The 21607-nt window shown below is 27.8% G+C and carries 19 protein-coding genes; 3 read left to right on the top strand and 16 right to left on the bottom strand.

Annotated features, from left to right (window positions below):
* Window positions 1-791: 791 nt before the first annotated feature.
* The 14 genes from BUA62_RS09340 to BUA62_RS09275 form a co-directional block, all read right to left on the bottom strand.
* Window positions 792-2129 carry an FAD-dependent oxidoreductase gene (locus BUA62_RS09340; RefSeq protein ID WP_072865729.1) on the bottom strand — a complete coding sequence of 446 codons (1338 nt, stop codon included), beginning with the start codon at window positions 2127-2129 and terminating at the stop codon, window positions 792-794.
* 428 nt (window positions 2130-2557) lie between these two features.
* Entirely contained in the window at window positions 2558-3121 is a 564-nt protein-coding gene (locus tag BUA62_RS09335) for a TetR/AcrR family transcriptional regulator C-terminal domain-containing protein (protein ID WP_072865727.1), read from the bottom strand.
* A 2-nt stretch (window positions 3122-3123) separates the two neighbouring features.
* Window positions 3124-4287, bottom strand: a complete 1164-nt coding sequence (locus BUA62_RS09330; protein ID WP_084670772.1) for a MalY/PatB family protein — start codon at window positions 4285-4287, stop codon at window positions 3124-3126.
* A 290-nt stretch (window positions 4288-4577) separates the two neighbouring features.
* Complete coding sequence (gene oraE, locus BUA62_RS09325) at window positions 4578-6773, bottom strand: D-ornithine 4,5-aminomutase subunit OraE (RefSeq protein WP_072865723.1); 2196 nt, start codon at window positions 6771-6773, stop codon at window positions 4578-4580.
* Complete coding sequence (locus BUA62_RS09320) at window positions 6773-7144, bottom strand: ornithine aminomutase subunit alpha (RefSeq protein WP_072865721.1); 372 nt, start codon at window positions 7142-7144, stop codon at window positions 6773-6775. Before BUA62_RS09320 ends, oraE begins: the two co-directional genes overlap by 1 nt.
* Window positions 7144-8553: a 2-amino-4-oxopentanoate thiolase subunit OrtB gene (gene ortB, locus BUA62_RS09315; RefSeq protein WP_072865719.1), complete on the bottom strand. Its 1410-nt coding sequence runs from the start codon at window positions 8551-8553 to the stop codon at window positions 7144-7146. Before ortB ends, BUA62_RS09320 begins: the two co-directional genes overlap by 1 nt.
* Entirely contained in the window at window positions 8550-8855 is a 306-nt protein-coding gene (ortA, locus tag BUA62_RS09310) for a 2-amino-4-oxopentanoate thiolase subunit OrtA (protein ID WP_072865717.1), read from the bottom strand. The genes ortB and ortA overlap by 4 nt, the downstream gene beginning before the upstream one ends.
* Before the next feature lie 11 nt (window positions 8856-8866).
* On the bottom strand, window positions 8867-9880 hold the full coding sequence (gene ord, locus BUA62_RS09305) for a 2,4-diaminopentanoate dehydrogenase (RefSeq protein ID WP_072865716.1): 1014 nt from the start codon (window positions 9878-9880) through the stop codon (window positions 8867-8869).
* Window positions 9881-10136: 256 nt separating this feature from the next.
* Window positions 10137-11375, bottom strand: coding sequence for an MFS transporter (locus tag BUA62_RS09300; RefSeq protein WP_072865713.1), 1239 nt, complete (start codon window positions 11373-11375; stop codon window positions 10137-10139).
* Between the two features lie 27 nt (window positions 11376-11402).
* Window positions 11403-11786, bottom strand: coding sequence for a hypothetical protein (locus BUA62_RS09295; RefSeq protein ID WP_072865711.1), 384 nt, complete (start codon window positions 11784-11786; stop codon window positions 11403-11405).
* Between the two features lie 2 nt (window positions 11787-11788).
* Complete coding sequence (locus BUA62_RS09290) at window positions 11789-12241, bottom strand: hypothetical protein (protein ID WP_072865708.1); 453 nt, start codon at window positions 12239-12241, stop codon at window positions 11789-11791.
* An 11-nt stretch (window positions 12242-12252) separates the two neighbouring features.
* Complete coding sequence (locus tag BUA62_RS09285) at window positions 12253-14211, bottom strand: tetratricopeptide repeat protein (RefSeq protein WP_072865706.1); 1959 nt, start codon at window positions 14209-14211, stop codon at window positions 12253-12255.
* Window positions 14212-14225: 14 nt separating this feature from the next.
* Window positions 14226-15548, bottom strand: a complete 1323-nt coding sequence (locus BUA62_RS09280) for a sigma-54-dependent transcriptional regulator (RefSeq protein ID WP_072865704.1) — start codon at window positions 15546-15548, stop codon at window positions 14226-14228.
* Entirely contained in the window at window positions 15541-16050 is a 510-nt protein-coding gene (locus BUA62_RS09275) for a hypothetical protein (RefSeq protein WP_072865702.1), read from the bottom strand. Before BUA62_RS09275 ends, BUA62_RS09280 begins: the two co-directional genes overlap by 8 nt.
* Window positions 16051-16221: 171 nt before the next feature.
* Here BUA62_RS09275 and BUA62_RS09270 point away from each other — a divergent pair, with 171 nt between their 5' ends.
* A complete protein-coding gene (locus BUA62_RS09270) occupies window positions 16222-16950 on the top strand; it encodes a hypothetical protein (RefSeq protein ID WP_072865700.1) in 729 nt (242 codons plus the stop codon).
* Window positions 16951-16962: 12 nt separating this feature from the next.
* Window positions 16963-17568, top strand: a complete 606-nt coding sequence (gene udk, locus BUA62_RS09265; RefSeq protein ID WP_072865698.1) for a uridine kinase — start codon at window positions 16963-16965, stop codon at window positions 17566-17568.
* A gap of 19 nt (window positions 17569-17587) precedes the next feature.
* On the opposite strand, the gene BUA62_RS09260 is transcribed toward udk, so the two are convergent.
* Both BUA62_RS09260 and BUA62_RS09255 read right to left on the bottom strand, forming a co-directional pair.
* Window positions 17588-18094, bottom strand: coding sequence for a cyclic nucleotide-binding domain-containing protein (locus BUA62_RS09260; protein WP_072865696.1), 507 nt, complete (start codon window positions 18092-18094; stop codon window positions 17588-17590).
* A gap of 10 nt (window positions 18095-18104) precedes the next feature.
* Complete coding sequence (locus BUA62_RS09255) at window positions 18105-19247, bottom strand: potassium channel family protein (RefSeq protein ID WP_072865694.1); 1143 nt, start codon at window positions 19245-19247, stop codon at window positions 18105-18107.
* Between the two features lie 137 nt (window positions 19248-19384).
* Here BUA62_RS09255 and BUA62_RS09250 point away from each other — a divergent pair, with 137 nt between their 5' ends.
* A complete protein-coding gene (locus BUA62_RS09250; RefSeq protein ID WP_072865692.1) occupies window positions 19385-21571 on the top strand; it encodes a methyl-accepting chemotaxis protein in 2187 nt (728 codons plus the stop codon).
* Window positions 21572-21607: the final 36 nt, after the last annotated feature.

Below are 21607 nucleotides of genomic sequence, written 5' to 3'. Positions count from 1 at the left end.
TTTAATGAATCTAATTCTCATCGTCATATGAGAGCTCTTGTATTAAGCGGTAGAAAACTTGTCAATCTTATTTTTTATTTACTTAAAAACAATGTACCTTATATTCCCATGAAATAATTTTTACTCATCTTTGTTTTATTATTTATTTTCTTTTATTTTTGAATTTCAATATTCTCAAACTATTAGCTTCTTTTATAGCTAATTATTTCCTTTTTGCTCTTTTTTACTGATTTGACTCCCTACCGGAAATCTTTTTAATCTAAAATTTTAAAAAAACAAAATTTGAAAAGCTAATATAAATCTTCATCTAAGCAAAATTCGAGTTCTTATCAGTTACTTGTTATTGAATTTTTTTATTCCGTATTAATTTATGTCATAAACTCACCTCCAAAATAAAAACAATCGGTTTTCATTATAATTTCTCAAATGGGAGGATAGAAATGTTAAAAAAAATTTATAACACTAAATATTTAGTTAAACTTAAATATTTATAATTTGTACGTACCTTTGGAATACAATTATTATATAATTAGATTTTAATACCCTTTTATTCTTTCCATTGAAACAAAATACTTAAAAAAGGATAAAAATATGTACGGCATTTGTCCGTACCATTATTATATCATAAAGATTTTTGATTTTTGCAGCATTTTTAATATGTTGTTAAATCTTAATTATTTTTTTACATTTTTGCAAAAAAACTTGGTGCTTTTTCTAATTGATCAGAATAAAAGACTTTTAATATAAAAAATAAAAAAGATGGCTTTGCCATCTTTTTTATTTTTTCTCTTTTATTTTTTATTAATATATTCTAATCCTGCAATATTCAAAAAATTCCACGGTTTATTAAAATGTGGTTGAAAAAAGAAATCAACAAAAGCTAATTCTTCCATTTTCATTTTATTTTGGATTATTACTGACATAGTATTAATTGATTGGGTTAAATCCGCTTTTGATATAATTTGTGCTCCTAAAATTATTCCATTTTTCTTTTCATATACTACTTTAAATTTCAAATTTTCAAATGTTGGCATAAATTCAGGTCTATGATTTTCCGTTATAAGAATAGATTCAACATCTATTCCTTTAGATTTAGCCACTGTTTCTGTTAATCCTGTTGCTGCAATATTGTTTCCATAGATTTTTATTCCTGATGTTCCTTGAGTACCTAAATGTTTTAATCTTTTTTCCTTTAGATTATATGCTGCAATAGTTCCCATTCTTATTGCATTTGTTGCTAATGGTATATACTCATACTCTTTCAATGGATTATAATAAACTGCACAACAATCTCCTGCAGCATAAACATCTTTTTCACTCGCTCTCATATACTCGTCAACAATAATAGCTCCATTATCCAACATTTTTAATTTATTCTTAAATAAGTCTGTATTTGGTTTAAACCCTATAGATAATATTACTAAATCTGCCTCATGCTCGCTTTTTGTCGTAATAACTTTTTTTACTTTATTATTTTCACCTTCAAATTTAACAACTTTTTCACCCAATGCTAATTTAACCCCATTTTCCTTTAATGCTTCTTCTGCAATATCTGTAAATTCTTTATCTAGATATTTACTCAAGATTCTATCTTCAATATCTATCAAAGTAACATTTTTTCCTTGTTTTCTAAAAGCTTCCACTAACTCAACTCCTATATATCCTGCACCTACTACTACTACTTTTTTTACATTTTCTATTTTACTTATTATATTCTGAGCATGATAAAAATTTTTTGACAATAATATATTATCCATATTAATGCCTTCAATATCGGGCATTATTGGCCAGGATCCTGTCGTAATAATTAATTTGTCATATTCATTTTCAAATATCTCTCCTGTTTCTAAATTTTCTATCAATAATTTTTTTTCTTTAAAATTTACCTTTTTTACGTTATGCCTCATTTTTGTATTTATACCTAAACTACTTAACTGTTTTGGTGATGAATAAAACAATCCCTGTGGGTCTTTTACAACTCCTTCAACATGCAAAGCTATTCCACATGATAAAAAAGATATGTTATCATTCCTTTCATATACTGTTATTTCAGCATTTTTATATAATTTCGCCGAATTTATAGCGGCAGCAGTCCCGGCATGTGTACAACCGATAATAGCAATTTTCATCTTATTCCCTCCTTGTGATTTTTTTAACTTTATTGCTAAATATGATGATTTTATCTATTTTATTATAACATATTTTATAATGATTACAATTAAGATATAATTACAAACTAATAAAAATTAAAAAATATTTTGATAAATCTGAATATTAAACCACTCTACTAATTGTTTTCACTAGATATCTACTCTAACAAAAAACACAATCAAAACATTACTTTCATCTAATTAATGCAACAGCTAGCCATAATAAAAACATCTCCACATGATTTCCGGAGATGTTTTTATTAGTTTTTCTCTAATTTTTATATTTTTGTTTATATTTTTGACGGATTTTCAAAATTGGGTTTTATAAACGAATGAACCATCTTTAGAAATTTTTAAATCTATCATCATATTAAAATAGATACTTGCAATATTAAAATTATTCTGTATTATTCTTTACTTTTTTCAAATTTCTTTAGTGCTCTTTTTATATCACCTTCTATAATTTTATTTAATTTATATGTTAATATTTCTGGATCCTCATACATTTTATTTTTTATCCAATCTATTATCATACCGGTAAGGGCTATTTCATAAAATTTCACAACATAATTTTTATCCTCAATTGAAACATTTATTCCTTTTGATAATTCTTCAACAACATCATAAATAAATTTAGCAACAGTATCATATAAATGTAATTCCAAACGGTCTCTATCTATTGAATGATATGCATTTAAAACAATTCTTTTGTTATTTTTTAAATAATATAGTAAATTCAAAAAACCTTTTTGCCAATTTTTGTATGTTTTATTTTCTCCAACAGCTTCTAATATGTCTGTGATAAAAATCCATTCTAATAAATCATAAATATCATGAAAATAATAGTATAAGGTTCTTCTGTTTAATCCACAATCTTTTACTACATCATTTACAGTTATTTTTGATAAAGGTTTTTCTTTCATTAATTTTTTTAATGAATTCGCTAAAGCCTTTTTTGTTATTTCAGACATACTTATTCCCCTTTAATAACATTTTCAATTCTCTTACATGCTTCCATTACATTTTCTCTTGAAGTTGCAATATTCATTCTCATAAATCCTTCTCCGTTAGTTCCAAAAGTAATTCCATTATTTAAACCAATTTTAGCTTTTTTTTCAAGTAAATCTTTTAATTCATCCTGAGATAAATTTAATTTTCTAAAGTCTAACCAAACTAAAAATGTTCCTTCTGATTTTATTACTCCTACTTCAGGTATATTTTTTTCAAAATATTCTCTAACAAATTTATAATTTTCTTCGATATATTCCATAGTTTCTATTAACCAATTTTTCCCGTATTTGTAAGCAGCATTTGCTGCAACTAAACCAGCTATATTATGTAAAAATAATCCACTTTGTTTAATCCAATTTTTAAATTTATTTCTTAATTCTACATTTTTTATTATAGCAAAAGCATAATGAAATCCCGCAATATTAAAAGTTTTACTTGGTGCCATTAAGGTTATTGTGTTATTTGAAACTTCTTCGGAAATAGAAGCAATTGGTATATGTTTAAAATTTTTAAAAGTTAAATCTGCATGAATTTCGTCAGATACAATTAATACATCGTTCTTTAGACAAATCTCTGCCATTTTTTCTAATTCGTTTTTTTTCCATACTCTTCCAATAGGATTATGCGGACTACATAAAATAAACATTTTAGCCTCTTTTGCTTTTCTCTCAAAGTCATCAAAATCTATTTCATAATGATTATTTTCTAATTTTAATTCATTAATTAAAAGTTTTCTATTGTTATTTTTTACTGAACTCATAAATGGTGGATAAACTGGAGTTTGAACTAAAATATTATCCCCAGGATTTGTATATAATTGAATTGAGAAGTTTAAAGCGGGAATAACTCCATGCATGGATAATAACCAATCTTTTTTTATTTCCCAATTATGTTTATATTTTAGCCAATTTATTATATTATCTTTTAAGTCAACCGGCTCAAAAGTATACCCGTATACCCCATGTTCCATTCTTTCTTTTAATGCATGTATAACTTCTTCAGGAGCTTCAAAATCCATATCAGCTACCCACATTGGTAAAATATCTTTTTCCATAAAAAGATGTTTATTCCATTCATACCAGTCCCATTTTATTGAATTAGTTTTTTTTCTATTTATATATCCCAACATGAGCCCCCCTAAAAGAAATTTTTATTTTTTTAAGTACATTTTCTATTATTATAATATTATTATATCATATCTGATTTGCCTTTAATTAATCACTTGATATATTAATTACCAATTTAAATAATGAAAATATTTGGTAAATTTTTTATGTGTATTTTTTTGATATACAATGATTAGACTGTACAATAAAATTCTCGGAATTTTTTCAGATATTACTAAAAAAATACAGATGTTCAAGCGAAAACAAGCACAAAACAACCCCTCTACGCTGGGCATAGAGGGGTTTTATATTATCCTTCCATCTTTTCTTTCAATTTTTTAGCGATAAAAGTTGCAACGTGTGCACCCTTTGTTCCTCTTCCAAATCCGGCATCCATTCCATTTTCTTTTGCTAAATCATCATTTAATTGAGTACCGCCAACAATTAATAGTATTTTATCTCTTACACCTTTTTCTATTGCGAGTTGATGTATTTTTTTCATATTTTCAACATGGACATCATTATGTGTAACAATCATTGAAGCAAGTATCGCTTGAGCACCAAATTCAATTGCTGCATCTATAAGTTTTTCTGGCGGGACACTTGTTCCAAGATATTCATATTTTATACCGTATTTTTCAATTCCACCATGTTTTATATCAAGTATTTCTCTTATACCAACATTGTGTTCATCATTACCAACTGTTCCTGCTACAACTTTTACTTTGTTTTTAGCAAAGAATTCAAATAACTCATCGTCTGACATTACTTCTGCTTTTTTAGGTAATGTTAATTCATCTTTTTTTATAGCAAACGGCACTTTGGCCTTTAATTCAACATATGTTGCCTCTGTTGGATGAAGTATGGTTTTTGAGATTACCTGAGCATCTTCTAAACCCATTCTTTTACATATTTCAAGAGCTGCTGCTTCTGCGTATTCTGGTGATTCTGGAATCGTCATGTCTAATTGTATATATCCATCATAGCTCCATTCAACTTCCGGCTTTATTAAATTATTTTCTCTATATTCCCTTATCTTATCTAATCTTTTATAAACATTATCTTCATCATCTAACTCATCTATGTATTGGATTTTATCTGGATTACATAATGTACACCCACCTATTAAATCACATGTTTTTTCCAACCCTTCTGGAAGATTGTTGTATCCAAAATGATGACATACTGGAGCCATATAATCTTTATCTCTCGGAACAACAGAACCTGCTCCTATACCTCCATCTTTTTTCCTAACAATACCGTCTCCCATTCTTTCTGGATATTCACCATTATCAACAAACATACCATTTTCAACCGCTTCGAAATATCCACCCATTTCTACTATTTCTTCTAACATTAATATCGCTCTCATTTTTAATTCTCTAACCTTTTCTCTTACATTATCCCAATTTATCTGAACCATTTCTTTAATTCCATCTAAAGCAATTAATGTATGTTTGGCAGTTTCTACACCACGAATTGAGTTAATATGCCAAGGTACATTTCTTCCTTCGTCTGGTGTAATTGTTGACTGAATATCAGCTTTTGTTAATCTAGATATTAATGTGTCAAGCACATGTATTCTTGTTGCGTCAAAGAGATCAGATTCTATATATCTTGTATTCATTTGAGCTCTAAATTTATAATCTTTAAATAATTCTCTTATTGTTATTGCATATATAAAGTTTAATCTAAATTCCGGAGTTGGTGATACAATTGGGGGAACTGTTGATAATGCAATATTTTCTTTTTTCATACCAGCTTTAACAGAATATAATGAATTAATAGCATGTTGCACCAATAATTCTGGCATAACTTTCCATGCGAATTTTGCTGATGCATTCGCATTGTGAGCACCATCAATTTGTAACATATCAACTGATGCCATTATTTTTTTAGCAACTGCAGCATCAACAAATGACCTAATCATATTTATTCCTCTATATAATACATTATATTGAGGATCTTGATGAGCTCCATTTACACCTTCTTCAGCAAATAATACAGCAACTTCAGGACCCGCAACACCTGATACATAACTATGGAAATTAATAGGTCTTCCTACTTCTTCTTCTATTAAATCAAGAGCTTTTCTTGAAGCTCTTAATTGCTTTCTAGTAATTGGAATTCCACCTATTCCTTCTGGTGTTCCCTCTATTAACCCATCCATATGGCTTTGGCCTAATGTTCTGATAACCATTATATGATCTGCACCATGCCATGCAGCCATTCTCATTCTTCTAATGTCCTCTTCAAATCTACCAGATGCAATTTCTGATGTTATAACTTCTTGAGGTTGAGGATCTATATTGTTAAAGTAATGGGCAGCTGGTAATGCAATAAAATTTTTTAGAGGTTCACTAATCTCATAATATTCAAAATTACCAATTTTTGTTCTTGGAGGTAACTTTTTTCTCCAGGTCCACCCTTTTCTTTTTGGTCTATATTTATCTAAATCTTTTAATATTTCTTCTACATTTAATTTTTTGTTAGGCTCTAATTTCATTATTTATCGCCTCCATGAACAAAAATTCTATCTACATCGTCCCAAAATTTTCCTGCTATTAAATCTCTTCCCGCTTGTATATAATCTATATTATGTTCTTTTGCTATTGTATATACAATATTTCCTGCACCTTTTCCCAATATATGCTTTTCAAAAAATTTATCCACTAAAACTTTTGCTTCCATGCTGTTAAATCCCATTCTTAGTAATACTGATCTTTCTATGGAAGGAGAGGTATGTGTTTCAGCTAAATCTATAAGAGGATCAACAACTTTTTCAACTAAATTCCAGAAATATTTATCCAATTCTTCATCTGTCATATTCATCAAATGTTTAGCTCTTTTTTCAAAATCTGATTTTCTTGGTTCCATTAAAATACCTCCTCAATCATTTTTTTTACCTCATCAACTGTTATTCTTAAATCTTCTGCTATAAATTCTAATTCGGTTATTGTATATTCTGTTTTACCATATCTCTTCTTTAATTCTTTAATATATGATTTTCTTAATTTTTCTAATGGGTATTTAATTACACCAACCTTTGATGGGTGATCTGGTAACACAATATTTTTGCCAGGTATATCTTCATTTATTGGATCACCAAATTTTATTTCAATTCCATGTCCTTTTGCAAAAGTTAATTGTGCAGATGGCAATTTTCCAGCACCTGTATATTCGGTTTCGTTGACAACAATTATTTTATCTTCATCCATTTCTATTGCTAATGCAAAAGCTGCAGCCAAAGAAGTATTTCCTGCAGGGCCTCTTTGCATTCCTTCTATATTTGCTAACATTTCTGTGATATAAAAAACTTCACCCTGGGTAACTAAAACATATTCATCCATATATCTTAAAGGTCTAGCTGCGTTTCTTGGAACATCAGATCTATCAGGAAATGTTGCAAATGGAATTCCGAATCCTGTGTGACCTGTTGTAAATGATTTTTTGTTAAAATCATTGTCTGATGCCATATGCAATCCATGCAGATCAACACTTGCGCCAATAACTTTTGTATTTATAGCACCAGCTTTTTTTAAACCCCTTGCAGTTCCTGTCAAGTTTCCACCGCCTGCATGAGTAATAACTACAGCATCTGGATATTTCCCAAAATTTTTCATTGATTGTTCTGCAATCTCATATCCCAATGTTTCAACTCCTGCAATTCCAAATGGAGTATATAATGACGCATTAAAATATCCTGTTTCTTCAAGTAATACTAAGAAATAATAAAATAATTCTGGACCTACTGTTAATTGAACCACTTCAGCACCATATGCTTCACATGCTCTAGCTTTTTCTAAAATTTCTGGTTGCCCTATACCTTTACTATCATAACATTCTTGAACTATTATTGATTTCAAACCTCTTTTAGAAGCCTGTGATGCAACAGCAGCACCATAATTGCCACTTGTCGCGGCCATTATTCCTTTATATCCCATAATTTTTGCTCTATATGCACTTACAGAGGCTCTTCTATCTTTAAATGATCCTGATGGGTTTGTTGCTTCATCTTTTACATAGATTCTTGCACCTTTTCCTTTAGGAGCTATTTTTTTTATCAATTTATTTATATTTTTTAGTTCTACCAATGGTGTATTTCCCACACCAGTTTCAAGTTGTATTTTTCTTATTTCATCTATATTATATCCAGCATCATTCATCATTTCTTCATAATTAAATGCGATACCTTCTATTTCGTATTTTGTATAATCAACTCCCACAGATTTTTTCATTATTTCATTTTTTCTTGACATTACAGCATCATAACTCATATCCTTCATTCCTGATCACCTTCGATCATTTCTCTTAATTGTTTTCCTATTTGAATCAATTCAATTACAGGTTTTCCAAAATTATGTTTGTACTCTGGATAAATTTCTTCTAATTCACCTTCAACTTCTCTTCCAACTGGTGTTTCTATTTTTACTTTGTCACCAATTTTAGCCTCATCTTCCAATAAAAAACCCTTTATACGAATTTCCAGAGGAACCTGTTTGGTGTCCTCTGGAAGATTATCAGCTCTTTGCTCAGGAGTTAAACCGATAAAATATATTTGAACCCAATCACCTTTTTTTGCTATCATTCAATCATCTCCTATAATGTCAGATCACCTATTAAAGCTCTTGGAACAGGTAAATCTGCCATTGATAATAATCCCGATTCTGCTTCTATAACAGATGGAATCATATTAGTAGCAACAGCAATAGTTCCTTTTCCACCAGGTATTTCTGGTTTTATTGAGAGATTTAAATTAGGATCTCCAATTATTTCTATATAATCTCCTGTATCAACATTTTCTAATTCTGGCCTTACTTGTTGTGGGTGTTTTAATTCAATAACTAATTTTCCATTCATGTATGCTCTTGCTATATGATTACATCCAGCAACCATTCCAGGTTCAACTCTTACATATTTCGTTTCTCTTAAAACATTTGAAATTATAGGCTCTCTTGTTTGTTCAATCTTATCAATATTCCATCCTAAAGCATCCGCAATCATATATATTGATTGTTCAAATCCTATATGTCCTACTATTTTTCCAGTTTTTATTCCTTCTTCAAATTCTTCTACAGTTGTTCCAACACCTTGTGTTTCCATAACTGTTGGTCCAAAAGGTGATAGGTCATTAATTCTTGCAGCTTTTATCTGCTCAACATTTAAAGCTGCTCCAGATAATGCGAGAATCAATGTATCTAACACAAATCCAGGATTAATTCCTGTTCCTAGAATTGAAACGCCATATCTTCTTGCTAAGCTATCCATTTCTTCAGCTTCTTCAGGATGAGTATAGAAAGGATATGCCATTTCTTCTGCAATTGTAATTACGTTGATATGTTTCTTTGCAGCCATGATTATTTGCTCTTTAACAACTTCAACAAAAGAATTTGTAGCAATAATTACTAAATCAGGATTTGTTTCATCTAGCATTTTTTCTGGAGAATCATAAACCTTTAATCCAATTTCACCCATTTCTAAAAGTTCTCCAATATCTTTTCCAACATATCGAGTATCATGCACTCCTACTAATTCTAATTCATATTTTGATAATATGTTTCTTGCTATTCCACTACCCATTGCCCCAAATCCCCATAATGCAATTCTATACATAATAACTCCTCCTTTAAAAAATATTATTTTTGTGATATTCGTAACATAGATAAACCCAACTGTTTATTTTATTTTACAAAAATTGTAAACTTCCACATATTAATTTTATGAAATTTTTTTCATATAGTCAAATTCGCATACTCAAACATACTTATATATAATAAAGTATATTAGTAATGATTAGGATTATCTGGGAATAATCCATAAATTTAGCAAAATTTAAAGATAAATAAAAAAGTGATGCTTCAGCATCACTTTATTCTTCATAAATAACTTCTTTAACTCTTATTAAAAGAATAGCTCCAATTACAAAAAGAATAGAAATACTTAATACACCAAATCGTGAATTTTTTGTGATTTGTGAAAAAAAACCAACCAAAAATGGACCAAGAATAGCTGCAAATTTTCCGAATATATTATAAAAACCAAAAAATTCTGCTGATTTTGATTTTGGAATTAATTTTCCGTACATTGATCTACTTAATGCTTGAATTCCTCCTTGAGATGTTGCAACTAACATTGCTAAAATCCAAAAATCTAGAGCGGAATCAAGAAAATAACCATATATAGTAATGATTATATAAACTAATATACCAACGAACAGCATAGTTTTTACATTCCATTTTTGAGCCAATTTTCCATATATTAACGCAAAAGGAAAAGCAACCACTTGTGTAGCAAAAAGTGCTAATAGTAATTGAGTTGTATCTATTCCAATGTCTTTTCCATACACTGTTGCCATTTTAATAATTGTACCTACACCATCTATATAGAAGAAATAAGCTAATAAGAATAAAAAAATATTTTTATAATTTTTAATTTCTTTGAAAGTATTATAAATCCTCATAAAGCTATCTTTTATAGGTGTTGATGAAGGATCAATATAATAATTTTGTTTTACGTTTTTTAATAAGGGTATAGAAAAGATAAACCACCATAACCCAGTTATAATAAAAGATAATTTTGTAGCAGTTAATGAGCTATTTAGGCCAATTAATTCGGGTTTCATTATAATAGCCATGCTTAAAATGAAAGGAATTGTACTTCCTATATATCCCCATGCGAAACCACTTGACGAAACCCAATCCATTCTTTCGTTTGTAGTAACATCTATTAAAAATGAATCATAAAAGATATTTGCTCCTGCAAACCCGATAGCCGAAAAAACATAAATAATAATACATTTTAACCATTCACCTTCATTTACTGTTGCAAGGAGACTTGTTGAAATAACCCCAATTAACCAGAAAAAAATTAAGAATCTTTTTTTAAAATTTTTATAGTCAGCAATAGAACCTAAAATTGGAGCTAAAGATGCAACAAGTAATGTGGCAATAGTATTACCATATCCCCAATAAGCTGTTGATAAATATCCTTCAATATTTTTTGCCGCAACGTCTTTAAAAAATATTGGCAAAACTGCAGTGGTGATGACCAAAGAATATGCAGAATTCGCCCAGTCATACATCACCCAACTTTTTTCGCTTTTTGTCATCCTATCCCTCCCAATAAGAACCTATTTTTAATAATTATCCAATTTGATAATTATTTCATCATTATCAAAAGTAAATTCTTTAAGATGCAAATTTTTTGAAAGAAAATTTTCAGGAATGTATAAATACAGTTTTTTCTTTTCTAATTTGATATATTTAGGCAATTTGTTTTGGTTTATTGTTGAAATTGGTAAGTTGTGTTCAAACTCAAAAATCCCTGATATAAATTCAGGTTTTTTTAAGATTTTTATATAGTATTTAAATAACAAAACTCTTATTTCTATAATATTATTCCTAAATTTTATTTTTGTTGATAAGTTGAATATTTTTCTTATAATGTCAGAAGTTGAATATTTTACTATTCCATTTAGGATATCCATTATAAAATCTTTTTCTATTTTTATTTCCAACATATTTATTCCTCATATTTAATATTTAGTATAAATTCTTTATTTTTTATTTCAAATTTTTCCAATCTTAAAGCGTTTAATAATGGTTTTATATTTTCGCTAAAATTTATTTTAGAAAAATCTATATCAATCTCATAATCATTAGAATCAATACCTTCAATAAATCTTGAAATTATAGAAAAAACACCTTCCAAAATTTTTCTTATTCCATCATCACCAGATAGAACGAACTTTAAAATTCCATTAGTTAAGGATTTTGGTTTTTCTTTTAATTCTATTAAAGAATCAAATAATGTATCTTTTCCTAAAATATTCACTTCAACCTGAAAATGAATTCCGTCATTTCTCATTTCAATATTAAGATTTTTCAGACCTTTAATAGATGTATTTTCTTCTATTAACTTATCTATTAATCCGTTAAGAAATTCCTCATCTATTTTTATACTCATTTCGGACATATAAATCACCTTCACATTTCTTTTAATTCTTCCATTAAAGAAGAATTAAGAATATTTTTATCATATTCTGATAAAGATTCAATAACTTTTTTCAGCCTTTTCCTATATTTTAGTGGATTTTTATTATATAATTTTTCATATAATTTTAAAGCTTTTTCAAAGAAATCTTTAGCTTTATTATCATCAACTTTTTCCCTGTGTAAATTTCCCATATTAAAGAAAAGCATAGCTTTATCTTCATCTTGAATAGTAAGTGTATTTAACATTTCATAAGCTTCATTTAAATATTCTTCTGCTTTTTCTAGATTTCCACTATTCATCTCTAAACTTCCAAAATTATTTAATGTATAAAAAAGGTGTATATCATATTTATCTTTTACCTTTTCTTTTAAATTTTTTCTAATTTTCAAAGACTCTTCAAAATACTTTTTGGCTAAATCTTTTTTGCCTATATTAGCATACATTATTCCTAAATTATTTTGAATAACAGATGTATTAAATTGCATATCTAATGATTTGCTTTTTTCACATGCATTTAAAGCTCTTAGATATGATTTTTCAGCTTCGCCAAAATTTTCTACTTCAACATTTAAATTACCTAAAATATAATGTATAGCATAATGTTCCTGTTCGGATAATTTTGTTTTTAATTTTTTTACAAAATCAATTAAAAATAAAATATTATTTTTTGATGACAAATAAGATTTAACTTCCATTATAGAATTTAGTAATGATGCAGTGTCGCCTAAAGCAACAGAAATAAGATTTTTCAATAATAAAATAATTCCCTGTTCAGCTGTTTCAATTTTTGAATCAAAAAATTTCAGTTTTTTTTCTAAAAGGGCATTTTTTGTTTTTAATTCGTCAATTTTTTTCTCATATTCTTCTAATTTGTTGTTTACTCTAGATTCTAAAGAGTTTATTTTCTCATCTGTATTTGAAGTTGTAGAGATTATTTCTGGCATTATTAATTTATCTTCAATTTTTTGTTCTATTGATTTATCGCTTGAAGATTCTTCTTCAATTTGAAGCTCAGGAATTGTTTCTTCAGAAGAGTCGCTTTGAAAATCAGAAGTTTCTTTAACTTCGGGTTCAATAATATTTTCTTCAACATTTAGATTTTCATTGACAGGTTCTTCTTCAATTTGAAGTTCAGGAATTGTTTTTTCAGAAGAATTACTTTGAAAATCAGAAGTTTCTTTAACTTCGGGTTCAATAATATTTTCTTCAACATTTAGATTTTCATTGACAGGTTCTTCTTCAATTTGAAGTTCAGGAATTGTTTTTTCAGAAGAATTACTTTGAAAATCAGAAGTTTCTTTAACTTCGGGTTCAATAATATTTTCTTCAACATTTAGATTTTCATTGACAGGTTCTTCTTCAATTTGAAGTTCAGGAATTGTTTTTTCAGAAGAATTACTTTGAAAATCAGAAGTTTCTTTAACTTCGGGTTCAATAATATTTTCTTCAACATTTAGATTTTCATTGATAGGTTCTTCTTCAATTTGAAGCTCAGGAATTGTTTCTTCAGCAGAATTACTTTGAAAATCGGAAGTTTCTTTAACTTCAGGTTCAATAATATTTTCTTCAATATTTAGATTTTCATTGATAGGTTCTCCTTCAATTTGAAGTTCAGGAATTGTTTCTTCTTTGGCAATTTCCTGAGAATTAGCAAATTCTTCGGTTTTCGATTCATTGCTATTTTCTGAAGAGATATCACCTTTATTAACTTTTTTAGATTTATCCTTAAATTTATTTTCTAATTCTTCAGCCATTTTTTCCACTTCAGAGATATCCGGTTCATCAGATATTTCAAAATCTTTTAGATCAGTAATATTCTCTTCAATGTTTTTATTTTCTAAAGTTTCTGAGTCTAGGTTGATATCCATTAATTTATTAATTTCATCTGCATCGTTTAATAATTCATCTAGATTTAAATCAGAGTTCTTTTTTTTCTCTTCATTTGTCATTTTAATCCCCCCAATCAATTAATTTTCCATTTTTTTAATTTGGAAAATAACGTCATTTTTGTTATACCTAAGATATTTGCAGCTTGTGTTTTGTTATTTTTTGTAAATTCTAAAGTTTTTATTATATATCTTTTTTCAGCTTCTTCTAACTGTAACCCGAGAGGTATCTTTATATATTCTAAATTTTCAGATTCTTTAATATTTTCCGGGATAAGTGTTTTATCTAGGATGTCACTAGTGGAAATAGCAACCATGGAATAAATTACATTTTTCAGTTCGCGTACATTACCCGGCCAATTATATTTAATAAGAATGTCTAATGCATCAGGGTTAATCCCTTTTATCATAGTGTTAAATTCTTCATTAGCCTTATGGATAAAATAATTGACAAGTAAAGGTATATCTTCTCGATGTTTCCTTAAAGGTTCAACATTTATTTGAAAAACAGATAGTCTAAAATATAAATCTTCTCTAAATTCACCATCGTCAACCATCTTTTTCAAATTTCTATTTGTAGCAGCGATTATCCTGACATTAACTTTTTTGGGTTTCGTTGAACCAATTCTTTCTACTTCTTTTGTTTCTAAAACTCTTAATAATTTTACTTGCATATTTTTAGGCAATTCTCCGATTTCATCTAAAAATAATGTGCCATTGTCTGCTAATTCAAATTTTCCTTGTTTGGAATGATCTGCTCCAGTAAAAGCTCCTTTTTCATATCCAAATAATTCACTTTCAAAAAGTTCTGGTGGGATAGCCCCACAATTAACAGCAATAAATTTTTTGCTATTACTAATTTTGTAAATAGCTTGAGCTACGACCTCTTTTCCTGTACCACTTTCTCCTGTTATTAAAATAGGAATATTTTTATTAGCTATTAAATTTATTTTTTCTTTTATTTGTTCAACAAATCTTGATTTCCCTATTAATTCTGGAATATTATTTAATTTCTGTTTTAATTTTTCAATTTCTTTTTTTAGATTTACAGTCTCTAAAGATCTATTCACTTCATTAATTAGAACTTTCAAATCTACAGGTTTTTCAAGGAAATTATATACACCAAGTTTTATGGCTTTTACTGCATCGGCAACATCTCCATGTGCTGTAATAATTATTATTTCTTCTGTAAATTTTTTTAGTCTTTCGATTAAGTCCATGCCATTAACATCTGGTAATCTTAAATCTAAAATAACCAAATCAGGCAATTCTTTTTTTGCTAAATCTAGGCCTTCTAAACCTCTCATTGCACAAATTGTTTTATAATTAAATTTATTTAAAAATTCACACATTGTTTTATTTAATATATTATCGTCTTCAATCACAAGAATTTTAGACATTTTCATCCCCTTTTTCTTTTTTTAAATTTGTAAAAATTCCAAGAATTAGACCAAGTACAAAACTCCAAATAGCAGCAAGTGTAATTTGCCAATCTGTAGATAAGGAAAACGTGACAGTATGCGCGGGAATCCAGAACCATAACAATGTAAGCATCGCCCCTTTTAAACCGTCAGTAGGAAGCTTTAATTTAGAAATATTATCTAAAAATCTATGAATGATAATCAACCATGGGCCAAAAAAAACATTTGTAAATAGGGACTTGAAGAATGCTTGATATATTCTTCCTGATGGTAAGTAATTATGTGAAATCAACTCTTTAACAAACCCATTAAATCCTGTAAAAGCAAATTTTATAAGAACTCCTAAAATAGCCCATACAAACATAGAATAAATAACTTTAAAAATGGAAATTTTCTTTTTTGTTATTAATTTAGAAACAACCTCACCAGCAGTACCTAAAATAGCAAATTGGATCATTGCAGCAATTAATGGATTTTCCATTTTACAACCTCCTAAGATTTCTATTATGAGTATTTGTATTCCAATAACATTTTAATTATAACACTTTTTACAGTAATTTATAAACGTCTTTGGAATTTTTTAAATATTAATAAAGTCTAAATTTTTATGATATAATTTAAGTAGAAATTATATCATAGGGAGTTGAGAGAAATGGAAGAAACTATTGCTTCGACAATTTCTAATATTATTCAGCAAAATTCAGATTCGTTAAAAGTGTTATATTCTTATTCTGATTCTTGGTATATTATTTTGCCTATATCTTTAATTTCTACGCTTTTTGCAAAAAAAGTTTCAAAGATAATATTTTTTATTTTAGGGTTTCTTAGTAGTTATGTGTTTATTATACCGTATATTTCAAAATTTGATTATACTCAAGAATTATTAAAACAAATAAATGTTTCACAAGATATAATATATCTTATTTTTTCGGTTATAATAGGCATTTTAACATATTCTCTCTTTAAATCATCTGTCCAGATTGCAGGATTTATACTGGGTGGAATTATAGGATTCGAAATCTCTGGGATTATATTAAAATTTTATCCAGAAATTTTTAATACAGTAGAAATTTTAAAGAAAGTTGATCAACTATATATTCCGTGGATTTTTGCTGTGATTATAGGTTTAATCGTTTCTGTTTTAATAACGAAGAGTTTTGATAATATCGTAACTATTTTAACTATTCTCATAGCTTCGACAATAGCTGCATTTTTCTCTGTTTTTGTTTTAGAAAATTCATTGTTATTAAAAATTGGAGAAAATACTTTATTGGAACATAATATTAATATTAGTGATGTTGAATTAATAACTATTCTTGTTTTTTCTGTTATATATATTATTTTAGGTTTTTCTATTAACTTCAAAAAATCTACTAAATAAGGAGTGTTTAGAATGTATGTTATAGGAATTGCCGGTGGTACAGGATCTGGAAAAACAACTGTAGCTCATAAAATTCGTGAAACGTTAGGAACTCAGAATTGCGAAATATTACCAATGGATAATTATTATAGGGACTTAAGTCATGAAACTTTAGAACAAAGAAAATTGCATAACTATGATCATCCAAGTATGATAGAAAATGAATTAATGTTTAAGCATATTAATGAATTGAAAGAAGGTAAAAGTATTGATTTACCAGAATATGATTTTTCTCAATTTACAAGAACAGGTATAATAGAGTTTTCTCCTAAACCTATTGTTATTGTAGAAGGTATTTTTGCCTTATATTATAAAGAATTAAGAACTTTATATGATCTTGCAATTTATGTTGATACAGAAAATGATATAAGGTTTATCAGAAGATTAGAAAGGGATATAAAGGAAAGAGGAAGAAATTTAGATTCGGTTATAAATCAATATATAAATACTGTTAAACCCATGCATGATGCTTATGTTGAACCAACAAAAAAATATGCAGATATAATAATTCCAGAAGGTGGATTTAATGAAAAGGCTATTCAAGTGGTTGTCAATTATATTTTTAGAAAGATGTTATAAGCACCTTTTTAAGGGGTGCTTATTTTTTTTTCTTTGACAAAGCTATGCTTAAGGCCGTTGTTAATTTCAATATATTTTCATTAAGTGTTTCTATTCTACGACTTAATGTTATAGAAATTTCCTTCATTATTTTATATCCTATATCAGGTCTTTTTTCAGCAAGATTTTCAAAATCTTTTTTTGATATTTCATATAATTCACATTCGCTTAAGGCTTTTATAGTTGCAGATCTAGGAGAACCTGTAACCAAGGACATTTCACCAAAAAAACTTATTTTTTCAGCATCTAAAATAGCCATAGATTTTTCTCCTTCTTCCAAATGTTGAGATTCAACCTTTAAAGTTAATTGATGCGTGATTTGAACTTTCCCTTTTTTGAATATATACATAGTATTTCCTTTTTCTCCTTCAACAATTATAATTTCACCTGTTTTAAAATTAATGGGTTTTAAAATCTTTGATATTTCTGATAATTGTTCATTATTTAATTCCTTAAATAATGAAATGTTTTTTAAAAATTCTTCCATAATTTATCACCTATTCAATAATAAAAATATATTTATCATTTTCGGAAATAACATAATCATCTTTTGGATTTAAATTCAAATCGTAATCATCTTTTTTTTCTTCTTCAAAAAAATCCTCTTCAGCTTCTTCAAATTTTTGTCTTATAAAATTATCAATAGCGCTATCTGAAGAAAGAAAATCATCAATAGTAAATTCTTTTCTCATGCTAACTAATCCAATAACTATTGAACTCGAAGTTCGTTTAAAATAATTAAAAAGTTCTATAAAAGTTTTACCTATAAAATTTTTAGGTAGTGGTATTAATTTCACTCTCATTTTATCCAATGATGCAATTTCTCTTAAAAGCATGTGATATGCTGGAGATAATAAAGCAGAAGACAGCAAAATAGAATTAAATTCATTTCCCAAAATAACATCATCGGCACCAGCTCTTAAAATATATTTAGCTTTTTCTTCTTTAATAACCTCCGCAAAAATTTTTGCATTATTGTTTAAAGTTCTTATTAATAATATACTAATTAAGGTTCTTTCATCACATTCTTCTAAGCTTCTTCCACCATATGTGTCAGAAAGAATTATTATATATGCAGCATATGAAATATTTGCCCTTTTTAAAACATTTTCTTTAGTGAAATCACCATGAATAAACTTGATATTTAGATTTGGGAATTTCGATTTAAAGTTCTCATAATCTTCTTCTTCTGCTTGATTGACTAAAACTATATAATAATCATCGATTTTTATAAATTTTCCCATAGCTTCTAAAGTTTTCTCTAAATGATTGTTCCAACCTAAAATAACTAAATGATTTTTAAATTTCACTTTTCCTAACCCCTTTCGTTCTTTTATACGCCATTCTACTAAAAGGGAAGCTATACTACCTGAAATAAGAGAAAATAAGGTTACTCCAGACATTATTATTATTATACCTATAATCTTTCCAAGAAAAGTTTTTGGGACAATATCACCATAACCAACAGTAGCTATAGTTACAATTAACCACCAAAAAGCATCAAATAAACTTTGAATTTCGGGATTTTTCCCAAATTCAACAATATATAACAAAAAACCTATGAATGTTATGAAAAATAAAATTAAAACCAGAAGTCTATTTGCAGGATCTCTTAGGATATTTTTGAATCTTATTTTCATCGGAGTCACCTTTTCGTTTGTTTAATCTTAATAAAATTATAACACATATTTCATTATTTAGGATGATACGTGTTTTTTGAAAATTAATATATCATGTGATATAATAATTGCAAGAAATTTAAATTGGGGGTAATAAAATGAAACTTCAGGGAAAGATTACTTTTCTTTTTGTAACGATTCTTTTTGTAGTTTTAGCTTCTTTTTTCACAATAAGCATTTCAAATTCTCAAAACTCTCTTAAAAATAGTTTTTCAGAAAAGTTAATAGTAGCAAGAAATTTAAAAATGGATTTTATTGATAATTTGTTAGAAGAAACTAATTCTGATTTGATGTATATTAAAAATTTTGAAAAAATAAAAGATGCATTTTTTACCTCCTCAAATTTATTGGAAGATTTTCAATCATCCATGAATTTAGATACAGTTCTTGATATATTAAGAAGTATTTATATCGAAAATAATCCTTATAAAGATAAATCGCAATTATATGATTATTATTATGATGAGAATTTTAAAAAAGAAAATTTCGACGATACAATTTTAAGCACATTTTATGATTATAGTGTTTTACATTCAGAATTGCAAACAGATTTTAGAGATTTTATCAATATAAAAGGATATATGGATATGTTACTAATTTCTCCAGAAGGTATAGTTGTTTATTCTGTTAGCAAATACAAAGATTTTGCTATGAATTTAAATGACGAAAAAACCGCTTTATCGGATTTATATTTATTGTTGAAAGAGAAAAATGATAACAATGTACATTTTTCAAATATAGAAAATTATTTTGGAGAACCTGTGTTTTTTGCAGGAATAAAGGTGGAAGATGAAGATTTTGGATTATATGGTTATATAGTGTTAAGAATTTCTTTGAGCAAGATAAATGACATTCTCCAAGACAAAAGAGGGATGGGAGAAACAGGGATAACATACATAGTAGGAAAAGACAAAATAATGAGAAGTAATCTAAAAGGGGAAGAAACGATATTAAAACAAAAAGTAGAAACGAAATATGTAGAAAAGGCATTAAAAGGAGAAGAAGGATGGGAAATAGGAAAGAATTACAAAGGAGAAGAAGTATTAGCAGCATACGCACCATTTAAATATAAAGAAATAGAATGGGCATTCATATCAGAAATATCGACAAAAGAAGCATTCAAAGCATCAGAAAAGATAAAAACGATATTAATAATAACATCGATAATAATATTAATAATATCAATAGTAATATCATTAATATTTGCCAAAAAGATATCAAAACCATTAATAGAATTGAGTAAAAAAGTAGACAAATTTGCAACAGGGGACTTCACAGTAGAATTTGAATCAAAAGGAAAAGACGAAACGGCAATAATAGCGAAATCATTGCAAAACATGTCAAAAAAATTAAGAGAAACAATAAAATGGTTACTAGAAGCGGGACAAAAGATAGAAGAATCATCAGAAACATTAACAAAAGTATCAGAAAAGACAAAAGAAGCAAATGGAGAAGCATTAAGAAAAGCGAAAAAAATAGAAGAAAACGCAGAAAATGCAGCAGCAACAACAGAAGAACTAACATCAGGAGTAAATGAAGTATCAATAGCAGCGCAAAACGTATCAAGCAATGCAGTAGAAATAGCGCAAGAAGTAAACGAAACGACACAACTAACAGAAGAAGGAGAAAAATCAATAACAGAAATAACAAAAATAATAGAACAGGCAGTAGAAAAATCAAAAGAAACAGAAGAAACAGTAGAAATATTATCAGAAAAAGCTGCAAACATAGGAGAAATAGTAGAAACAATAACAAACATAACAGAACAAACAAACCTATTAGCGTTAAACGCAGCAATAGAAGCAGCGAGGGCAGGGGAAGCAGGAAAAGGATTTGCAGTAGTAGCAGATGAAATAAGGAAATTAGCAGAAGAAAGTAAAAAAGCGACAGAACAAATAGCGCAAATATTGACAGAAATCAAAGAAGGAGCGCAAAACGCAAACAAAGCGACAGAAGAAACAGCAGGAGTAATAAACAAAGTAGAAAAAAATGCAGAAGAAATAAAAGAAAAATTCCAAAAGATATTAGAAAGAGTAGAAAACATAAACCAGAGGATAGAAGGGTTAACAGCAAACGCAGAAGAGCAAAGCGCATCAACAGAAGAAATGGCAGCGGCAAGTGACAAAACAGCACAAATGATATTAGAGATATCAAATGAAATAACAGAGATAACAAAAGACGTGGAAGAAGAAAGTAAAGAAATAGAAAACGTAAACAAAAAAGCAGAAGAACTAGAAAAACTGGTAGATCAATTAAATGAAAAATTAAATCAATTTAAAGTATAAAAATAAAAATCCTCGGCTTCGCTGAGGATTTTTATT

This window comes from Marinitoga hydrogenitolerans DSM 16785 (assembly GCF_900129175.1).
Lineage (GTDB): Bacteria > Thermotogota > Thermotogae > Petrotogales > Petrotogaceae > Marinitoga > Marinitoga hydrogenitolerans.
Note: the sequence above shows the minus strand (reverse complement) of the source record. Positions and strands in the feature narration are given on the sequence as shown.